The sequence below is a fragment of the Rhodococcus sp. RDE2 genome (assembly GCF_020885655.1).
GTDB classification, from domain to species: Bacteria; Actinomycetota; Actinomycetes; order Mycobacteriales; family Mycobacteriaceae; genus Rhodococcus; species Rhodococcus pyridinivorans.
Genome location: NZ_AP025186.1, coordinates 3807126 through 3816284, shown reverse-complemented (window position 1 = coordinate 3816284; position 9159 = coordinate 3807126). Strand labels below are relative to the sequence as shown.

Here is a 9159-nt window from a genome sequence, read left to right as displayed (position 1 = left end):
GTCCAGAACTTTGGCAAATGGGAAGGGTGGTTCGCTTGACGCGCGGATCGAAGAACGCGACTCGCTCCTACGAGGTGGTCCAGCGATGAGTCCGCGTTCGCACGAGAGAGCTTCGAAGGTGGAGCGTCGACGTCCCGCGCGTGCACGTCGAGCATCGCGGAGCCGATCGGTTCTGCTGCCGCAGGTATTTTCAGCGGCCGTCGAACGGGCTCCGGAGGCTGTAGCCGCTGTTTTTCGGGACCGGACGTTATCGTATGCCGAACTCGATCGGCGCTCGTCCCAGTTGGCCAGGATTTTCGTCGCTCGCGGAATCGGTCCTGATGACCGGGTTGCGCTGGCTGTCCCGAGGTCGTTGGAATCGGTACTGGCCGTGTGGGCGGTTGCGAAAACCGGGGCGGCATTCGTACCGGTGGACCCCAAGTACCCCTCGGACCGGGTTCGCTACATGTTGGAGGACTCCCGGGCGACTATCGGGCTGACGGTGAGCAGTCAGATCGAATCCCTGCCGAAGGATTTCTCATGGCTGGTCGTCGACGGTGGCGAATTCGATTCGCTGACGTCCGGCGTTTCCGAGGATGCCTTCACCTACGACGACCGGATCCGCCCGCTGAGAGCTGATCACGCCGTCTGGATCATTTACACGTCCGGGTCCACCGGAATGCCCAAGGGTGTCGTTGTCACTCATGCAGGACTGGAATCCTTCCTCGCGCAGTTGTTGGTGAGAATGGAGCTTTCGGCGGCGGCCCGTGTTCTTCATTTTGCTTCTCCGAGTTTCGACGCATCGATGCTCGAAATTCTGATGGCGGCCATTTCCAGTAGTGCGTTGGTGATCGCTCCGCCGGACGTGTACGGAGGTCTGGATCTGGAAGACTTGATGCGGCAGCATCATGTCACGCACGCGTTCATCACACCCTCGGTGCTTGCGTCCCTGACGCCGTCTCGATTGCCGGAACTTCGTGTCGTGGGGGTAGGCGGCGAGGGGTTCTCGTCCGAAGTCGTGGACAAGTGGGCACCGACCCGCCGGTTCGTGAATGTCTACGGCCCCACCGAAGCCACGATAGCCACCAATCTGGAGCCCCTCTCAGTCGGATCGGGAACTCCGATCGGTTCTTCGCTGGACGGGGTGCTTTCCTATCTTCTCGATGAACGGCTCCAGCCCGTACCGGAAGGTGTTGTAGGGGAGCTCTACGTATCGGGGGCACAGGTCGCGCGTTGTTATCACGATCGTCCGGCTCTGACGTCTGCGCGATTCGTTGCGAACCCATTCGTGGACATGACGTCGACCGATTCTGTGGCCTCCCGTTTCGCGCGAATGTACCGTACCGGCGATCTCGCACGGAGGTCGGCCGATGGATCGACTGAAATCGTCGGCCGCAGTGACTTCCAAGTCAAAATTCGGGGCCTCCGTATCGAGTTGGGCGAGATCGACGCTGTACTTGCAGGAATAGCAGGAGTGACGTTCGCGGTTACAGAGGCTCGTCCTGGCCCGAGCGGGGACACGGTCCTTGTGGCGTATGTGCAGTTCGAGCCGCAGAGTAAGCTCGACGCTGCGGAACTGCTCGATCTCGCAAATCGCTCATTGCCGCGCCATATGGTGCCGTCTGCGGTGGTGGTGCTCGAGCAGGTGCCGTTGACGCCGAATGGGAAGTTGGATCGTAAGGCGTTGCCGGAGCCGGTGTTCGAGGTGCGGCAGTTCCGGGCGCCGTCGACTCCGGTGGAGGAGATCGTCGCGGGGGTGTTCGCCGAGGTGCTCGGGGTCGAGCGGGTCGGTGCCGATGATGATTTCTTTGCTCTCGGTGGTAATTCGTTGATTGCCACGCAGGTGGCGGCGCGGTTGGGTGCGGCGTTGGATACGTCGGTGCCGGTGCGTGTGTTGTTCGAGGCGTCGACGGTGGAGGCGTTGGCGGCTCGTGTCGAGGCGCATACTTTTGATGGTGGTCGTGCTCCGTTGGTGGCGCGGGAGCGTCCGGAGCGGGTGCCGTTGTCGTTGGCGCAGCAACGGATGTGGTTTTTGAACCGGTTCGATACCGGGTCGGCGGTGAACAATATTCCGGTGGCGATCCGGTTGTCCGGGGAGCTGGATGTGGCGGCGTTGCAGGCGGCGGTGGCCGATGTGCTCGGCCGGCACGAGTCGTTGCGGACGGTGTATCCCGAGGTCGACGGTGTCGGTTTCCAGCAGGTGTTGTCGGTGGCGGAGGTGGTGCCGGATCTGTCGCCGGTGGCGGTGGCGGAGTCCGATCTGCTCGCCCGGGCGACCGAGGTCGTCGGTGCCGGTTTCGATGTGACCGTTGAGGTGCCGTTGCGGGTGCGGTTGTTCGCGGTGTCGGAGTCCGAGCATGTGTTGGTGTTGGTGGTGCATCATATTGCGGCGGATGGTTTTTCGATGGGTCCGCTCACGCGTGATGTGGTGACGGCGTATGCCGCGCGGGTGGCGGGTGACGCTCCGCGGTGGGAGCCGCTGCAGGTGCAGTATGCGGATTTCGCGTTGTGGCAGCGGGAGGTGCTCGGTTCGGAGGATGATCCGGAGTCGCTGATCTCGTCGCAGGTCGGTTTCTGGAAGAACGCTCTGGCGGGTGTGCCGGAGCAGTTGGATCTGCCGGCGGATCGGCCGCGTCCGGCGGTGGCGTCGTATCGGGGTGCTGCGCATCGGTTCTCGATCGGTGCGGATCTGCGGTCGGCGATCGTCGATCTGGCGCGGCGGACGTCGACGACCGAGTTCATGGTGGTGCATGCGGCACTGTCGGTGGTGTTGGCGCGGTTGGCGAACACCGACGATGTGGCGATCGGTACTCCGGTGGCCGGTCGTGGTGAGGCCGCACTCGATGATCTGGTGGGGATGTTCGTCAACACGTTGGTGTTGCGGACGCGGGTCGATGTGGGGGAGTCGTTCGCCGAGTTGCTGGCACGGGTGCGTGCGGGTGATCTCGAGGCGTTCGGGCATGCGGATGTGCCGTTCGAGCGGTTGGTGGAGGTGCTCGATCCGGAGCGGTCGCAGGCGCGGCATCCGTTGTTCCAGGTGATGCTCTCGTTCCAGAATCTCGCGCAGCAGGTGTTCGAGTTGCCGGGGTTGAGGCTTTCCGGTGTCGATGCGGGCGCGGTGACGGCGAAGTTCGATCTACAGGTCACGGTTTCCGGCGACAGCACGGACGGTTATCTGGTCGAGTTGACTTATGCGACGGATCTGTTCGATGCCGCGACGATGGAGGTCTTCGCCGATCGGTTCACCCGTGTCCTCGGTGCAGCTGTGGCCGATCCGGTCCTGCCGGTGGGGGATGTGGATCTGCTCGACGAGGTCGAGCGCACCGAGGTGCTCGAGGTGTGGAATGCCACCGAGCACGAACTCGGTGGGGTTCGGACTCTGGTGGATGTGTTTGCCGGGCAGGTGGAGCGCACGTCGGATGCGGTCGCGGTGGTGTTCGAGGACGAGTCGCTGACCTACGCCGAGTTCTCCGATCGTGTGAATCGTCTTGCGCGGCATCTGATTGGGTTGGGTGTCGGCCCTGACGTGCGGGTGGGTCTGGCGATGCGCCGCTCGACGGAGTTGTTGGTGGGGATGTACGCGGTCGTCACGGCCGGTGGTGCGTATGTGCCGATCGATCCGGATCAGCCGGCCGAGCGTAATGGTTACATTCTCGATACGGCGGCGCCGGTGGTGGTGCTCACCTGTGAACGCGACGGTTTCGTGGTGCCGGGGGAGAGGTCTGTCCCGAGCCTGGCGATCGATACGCTGGATGTGTCGGGTGTCTCGGCCGAGCCGGTCACCGATGCCGATCGGGTTGCGGCGTTGTGTCCGGGCAATACGGCGTATGTGATCTTCACGTCGGGGTCGACGGGGCGGCCGAAGGGTGTGGCGGTGCCGCACGAGGCGGCGGTCAATCAGATCCGGTGGATCACGGCCGAGTACGGGTTGGGTCCGGCGGATGTGGTGTTGCAGAAGACGCCGGTCACCTTCGATGTGTCGGTGTGGGAGCTGTTCGGCACTCTCGCGGTGGGTGCGCGCATGGTACTGGCGACTCATGACGGTCACCGTGATCCGGTGTATCTGGGTCGGGTGATCCGGGAGCAGTCGGTGACGGCGACGTCGTTCGTGCCGTCGATGCTGGCGGTGTTCGCGACCTCGGTGACGCGGGAGGACTGTGTTTCGCTGCGCACGGTCTTGGTGGCGGGTGAGGCCTTCCCGTTCTCGACGGCCGAGCAGTTCTGGCGGATCTGTGATGCGCAGTTGCACAATCTTTATGGTCCGACGGAGACAACGGTGCACGCCACCGCACGTGCGGTCGTCGGTGTCGAGGGTGGCTCGGTGCCGATGGGTGGGCCGGTGTGGAATACGCGGGTTTATGTGCTCGATGGGCGGTTGCGGCCGGTTCCGGTGGGTGTTGCGGGTGAGTTGTATCTGGCGGGTGTGCAGTTGGCTCGTGGGTATGTGGCGCGGCCGGATCTGACGGCGGATCGGTTCGTGGCGTCGCCGTTCGGCGGTGGGGAGCGGTTGTATCGCACGGGGGATCTGGTGCGGTGGACCGCTGCCGGTGAGCTCGAGTACATCGGGCGTACCGATTTCCAGGTGAAGTTGCGGGGTCTGCGGATCGAGCTCGGCGAGATCGAGACTGCGCTGCTCGAACACGCGGCCGTTTCGCAGGCGGTGGCGGCGGTGCGTCGGGAGCAGTTGGTGGCGTATGTGGTGCCGGACGGTGGTGTGGTCTTCGATCAGGAGGCGGCGCGGTCGGCGCTGGCTGCGGTGCTGCCCGGTTATATGGTGCCGTCGACGTTCGTGGTGCTCGATCGGATGCCGGTGAATGCGTCGGGGAAGACCGATCGTAAGGCGTTGCCGGAGCCGGTGTTCGAGGTGCGGCAGTTCCGGGCGCCGTCGACTCCGGTGGAGGAGATCGTCGCGGGGGTGTTCGCCGAGGTGCTCGGTGTCGAGCGGGTCGGTGCCGATGATGATTTCTTTGCTCTCGGTGGTAATTCGTTGATTGCCACGCAGGTGGCGGCGCGGTTGGGTGCGGCGTTGGATACGTCGGTGCCGGTGCGTGTGTTGTTCGAGGCGTCGACGGTGGAGGCGTTGGCGGCTCGTGTCGAGGCGCATACTTTTGATGGTGGTCGTGCTCCGTTGGTGGCGCGGGAGCGTCCGGAGCGGGTGCCGTTGTCGTTGGCGCAGCAACGGATGTGGTTTTTGAACCGGTTCGATACCGGGTCGGCGGTGAACAATATTCCGGTGGCGATCCGGTTGTCCGGGGAGCTGGATGTGGCGGCGTTGCAGGCGGCGGTGGCCGATGTGCTCGGCCGGCACGAGTCGTTGCGGACGGTGTATCCCGAGGTCGACGGTGTCGGTTTCCAGCAGGTGTTGTCGGTGGCGGAGGTGGTGCCGGATCTGTCGCCGGTGGCGGTGGCGGAGTCCGATCTGCTCGCCCGGGCGACCGAGGTCGTCGGTGCCGGTTTCGATGTGACCGTTGAGGTGCCGTTGCGGGTGCGGTTGTTCGCGGTGTCGGAGTCCGAGCATGTGTTGGTGTTGGTGGTGCATCATATTGCGGCGGATGGTTTTTCGATGGGTCCGCTCACGCGTGATGTGGTGACGGCGTATGCCGCGCGGGTGGCGGGTGACGCTCCGCGGTGGGAGCCGCTGCAGGTGCAGTATGCGGATTTCGCGTTGTGGCAGCGGGAGGTGCTCGGTTCGGAGGATGATCCGGAGTCGCTGATCTCGTCGCAGGTCGGTTTCTGGAAGAACGCTCTGGCGGGTGTGCCGGAGCAGTTGGATCTGCCGGCGGATCGGCCGCGTCCGGCGGTGGCGTCGTATCGGGGTGCTGCGCATCGGTTCTCGATCGGTGCGGATCTGCGGTCGGCGATCGTCGATCTGGCGCGGCGGACGTCGACGACCGAGTTCATGGTGGTGCATGCGGCACTGTCGGTGGTGTTGGCGCGGTTGGCGAACACCGACGATGTGGCGATCGGTACTCCGGTGGCCGGTCGTGGTGAGGCCGCACTCGATGATCTGGTGGGGATGTTCGTCAACACGTTGGTGTTGCGGACGCGGGTCGATGTGGGGGAGTCGTTCGCCGAGTTGCTGGCACGGGTGCGTGCGGGTGATCTCGAGGCGTTCGGGCATGCGGATGTGCCGTTCGAGCGGTTGGTGGAGGTGCTCGATCCGGAGCGGTCGCAGGCGCGGCATCCGTTGTTCCAGGTGATGCTCTCGTTCCAGAATCTCGCGCAGCAGGTGTTCGAGTTGCCGGGGTTGAGGCTTTCCGGTGTCGATGCGGGCGCGGTGACGGCGAAGTTCGATCTACAGGTCACGGTTTCCGGCGACAGCACGGACGGTTATCTGGTCGAGTTGACTTATGCGACGGATCTGTTCGATGCCGCGACGATGGAGGTCTTCGCCGATCGGTTCACCCGTGTCCTCGGTGCAGCTGTGGCCGATCCGGTCCTGCCGGTGGGGGATGTGGATCTGCTCGACGAGGTCGAGCGCACCGAGGTGCTCGAGGTGTGGAATGCCACCGAGCACGAACTCGGTGGGGTTCGGACTCTGGTGGATGTGTTTGCCGGGCAGGTGGAGCGCACGTCGGATGCGGTCGCGGTGGTGTTCGAGGACGAGTCGCTGACCTACGCCGAGTTCTCCGATCGTGTGAATCGTCTTGCGCGGCATCTGATTGGGTTGGGTGTCGGCCCTGACGTGCGGGTGGGTCTGGCGATGCGCCGCTCGACGGAGTTGTTGGTGGGGATGTACGCGGTCGTCACGGCCGGTGGTGCGTATGTGCCGATCGATCCGGATCAGCCGGCCGAGCGTAATGGTTACATTCTCGATACGGCGGCGCCGGTGGTGGTGCTCACCTGTGAACGCGACGGTTTCGTGGTGCCGGGGGAGAGGTCTGTCCCGAGCCTGGCGATCGATACGCTGGATGTGTCGGGTGTCTCGGCCGAGCCGGTCACCGATGCCGATCGGGTTGCGGCGTTGTGTCCGGGCAATACGGCGTATGTGATCTTCACGTCGGGGTCGACGGGGCGGCCGAAGGGTGTGGCGGTGCCGCATTCGGCGATCGTGAACCGGTTGGTGTGGATGCAGCACGAGTATCCGTTGGGCGTCGATGATGTGGTGTTGCAGAAGACGCCGGTCACCTTCGATGTGTCGGTGTGGGAGTTCTTCTGGCCGTTGCAGGTCGGTGCGCGGTTGGTGGTGGCGGCGCCCGACGGTCATCGGGATCCGGGTTATCTCGTCTCTGTGATTGCGCGTAATTCCGTCACGGTCGTGCATTTCGTGCCGTCGATGTTGGCGGTGTTCGTGGCGGAGTCTGCGGTTGTTGAATGTTCGTCGCTGCGTTATGTGTTCGCTTCGGGTGAGGCGTTGCCGCCGGCGTTGGCGGCCCGGGCGAGGGCCTTGTTGCCCGGTGCGGGGCTGCACAACCTGTATGGTCCGACCGAGGCTGCGGTGGATGTGACTTTCCATGAGGTCACCGATGCGGATGTGGTGTCGGTGCCGATCGGTGGGCCGGTGTGGAATACGCGGGTTTATGTGCTCGATGGGCGGTTGCGGCCGGTTCCGGTGGGTGTTGCGGGTGAGTTGTATCTGGCGGGTGTGCAGTTGGCTCGTGGGTATGTGGCGCGGCCGGATCTGACGGCGGATCGGTTCGTGGCGTCGCCGTTCGGCGGTGGGGAGCGGTTGTATCGCACGGGGGATCTGGTGCGGTGGACCGCTGCCGGTGAGCTCGAGTACATCGGGCGTACCGATTTCCAGGTGAAGTTGCGGGGTCTGCGGATCGAGCTCGGCGAGATCGAGACTGCGCTGCTCGAACACGCGGCCGTTTCGCAGGCGGTGGCGGCGGTGCGTCGGGAGCAGTTGGTGGCGTATGTGGTGCCGGACGGTGGTGTGGTCTTCGATCAGGAGGCGGCGCGGTCGGCGCTGGCTGCGGTGCTGCCCGGTTATATGGTGCCGTCGACGTTCGTGGTGCTCGATCGGATGCCGGTGAATGCGTCGGGGAAGACCGATCGTAAGGCGTTGCCGGAGCCGGTGTTCGAGGTGCGGCAGTTCCGGGCGCCGTCGACTCCGGTGGAGGAGATCGTCGCGGGGGTGTTCGCCGAGGTGCTCGGGGTCGAGCGGGTCGGTGCCGATGATGATTTCTTTGCTCTCGGTGGTAATTCGCTGTTAGCTGTCCGTGTCGCGTCGCAGCTGAAGAAATATGGGCTGACGATGAAGCTGCAATGGCTTTTCGTCGATTCGACACCTGCCGGGCTGGCGGAGCGCCTGGACAATATGACAGACGATTCGAATTCGGGTTTCGAGGTCCTGCTTCCTTTACGCGTCGCCGGGAACGGCCGGCCATTGTTCTGCGTTCATCCAATTATTGGGTTGGCATGGTGTTATTCAGGGCTTGCGAAATATATCCCAGAGGAAAGACCGCTCTATGGTCTGCAGACTCCATCTCTGACGTCACCTGACTTCAATCCGGAATCTCTCCGTCAAATTGCAGAACGGTACATTCTTGAAATCCGTAAAATTGCACCGGAAGGGCCGTACGATCTACTTGGCTGGTCTCTGGGTGGAGTGATAGCACACGAAATGGCGGTTCAATTGCAGGCGGATGGTGCGGAAGTGGGCGCCCTGATAATGATCGACAGTTTTAGCGCTATGCCGTTGTTTACAGTCGATGATTTTTATAAACTTTCCACAAATGAAGTGATGAAAGGATTGGGCTTAAACCGTGCCGAGTTGGACGTGAACAACGGCACGGAAGCGGCGGTAGTTGATGCGGTTGTCGAAACATACGGCCTGGATCCCGAGCGAGCGCGGACTCTCGTGTCGAAGCTGATAGTCAACGCCAGTCGGGATTCGCTACTTGCTCAGCAGGCTACGCCCGGCATCTACCGTGGAGACGTCGGCTTCGTGACCGCCGGAGCTGACGACCCTACAGGCGAGCGTGCGCGATCGTCCTGGCTCCCGTATGTCGAAGGGAACATAGGAAATACTGTCGTATCCGAGACTCATTGGAAAATGATGTCATCCGAGGTCTTCGCCGTTATCAGTACCATGTTACGGCGTGAGGAGGCAGACGAGGCTGAGTAACATAGTCCGACTCAGCATCGATGTTGACAGAAAGCCCGACCCAGCCCAGCGTGTTCCAAGGACACGAGTGTAAACAGCGAAGGTGAATGAACAAGATGGTGCAAGCCAGA

General features: G+C 63.2%; 1 protein-coding gene. It reads left to right on the top strand.

The window, feature by feature from the left end:
• Positions 1-85 precede the first annotated feature (85 nt).
• Positions 86-9049, top strand: a complete 8964-nt coding sequence (locus LPH33_RS17850; RefSeq protein ID WP_324256218.1) for a non-ribosomal peptide synthetase — start codon at positions 86-88, stop codon at positions 9047-9049.
• The last annotated feature ends 110 nt before the right edge of the window (positions 9050-9159 follow it).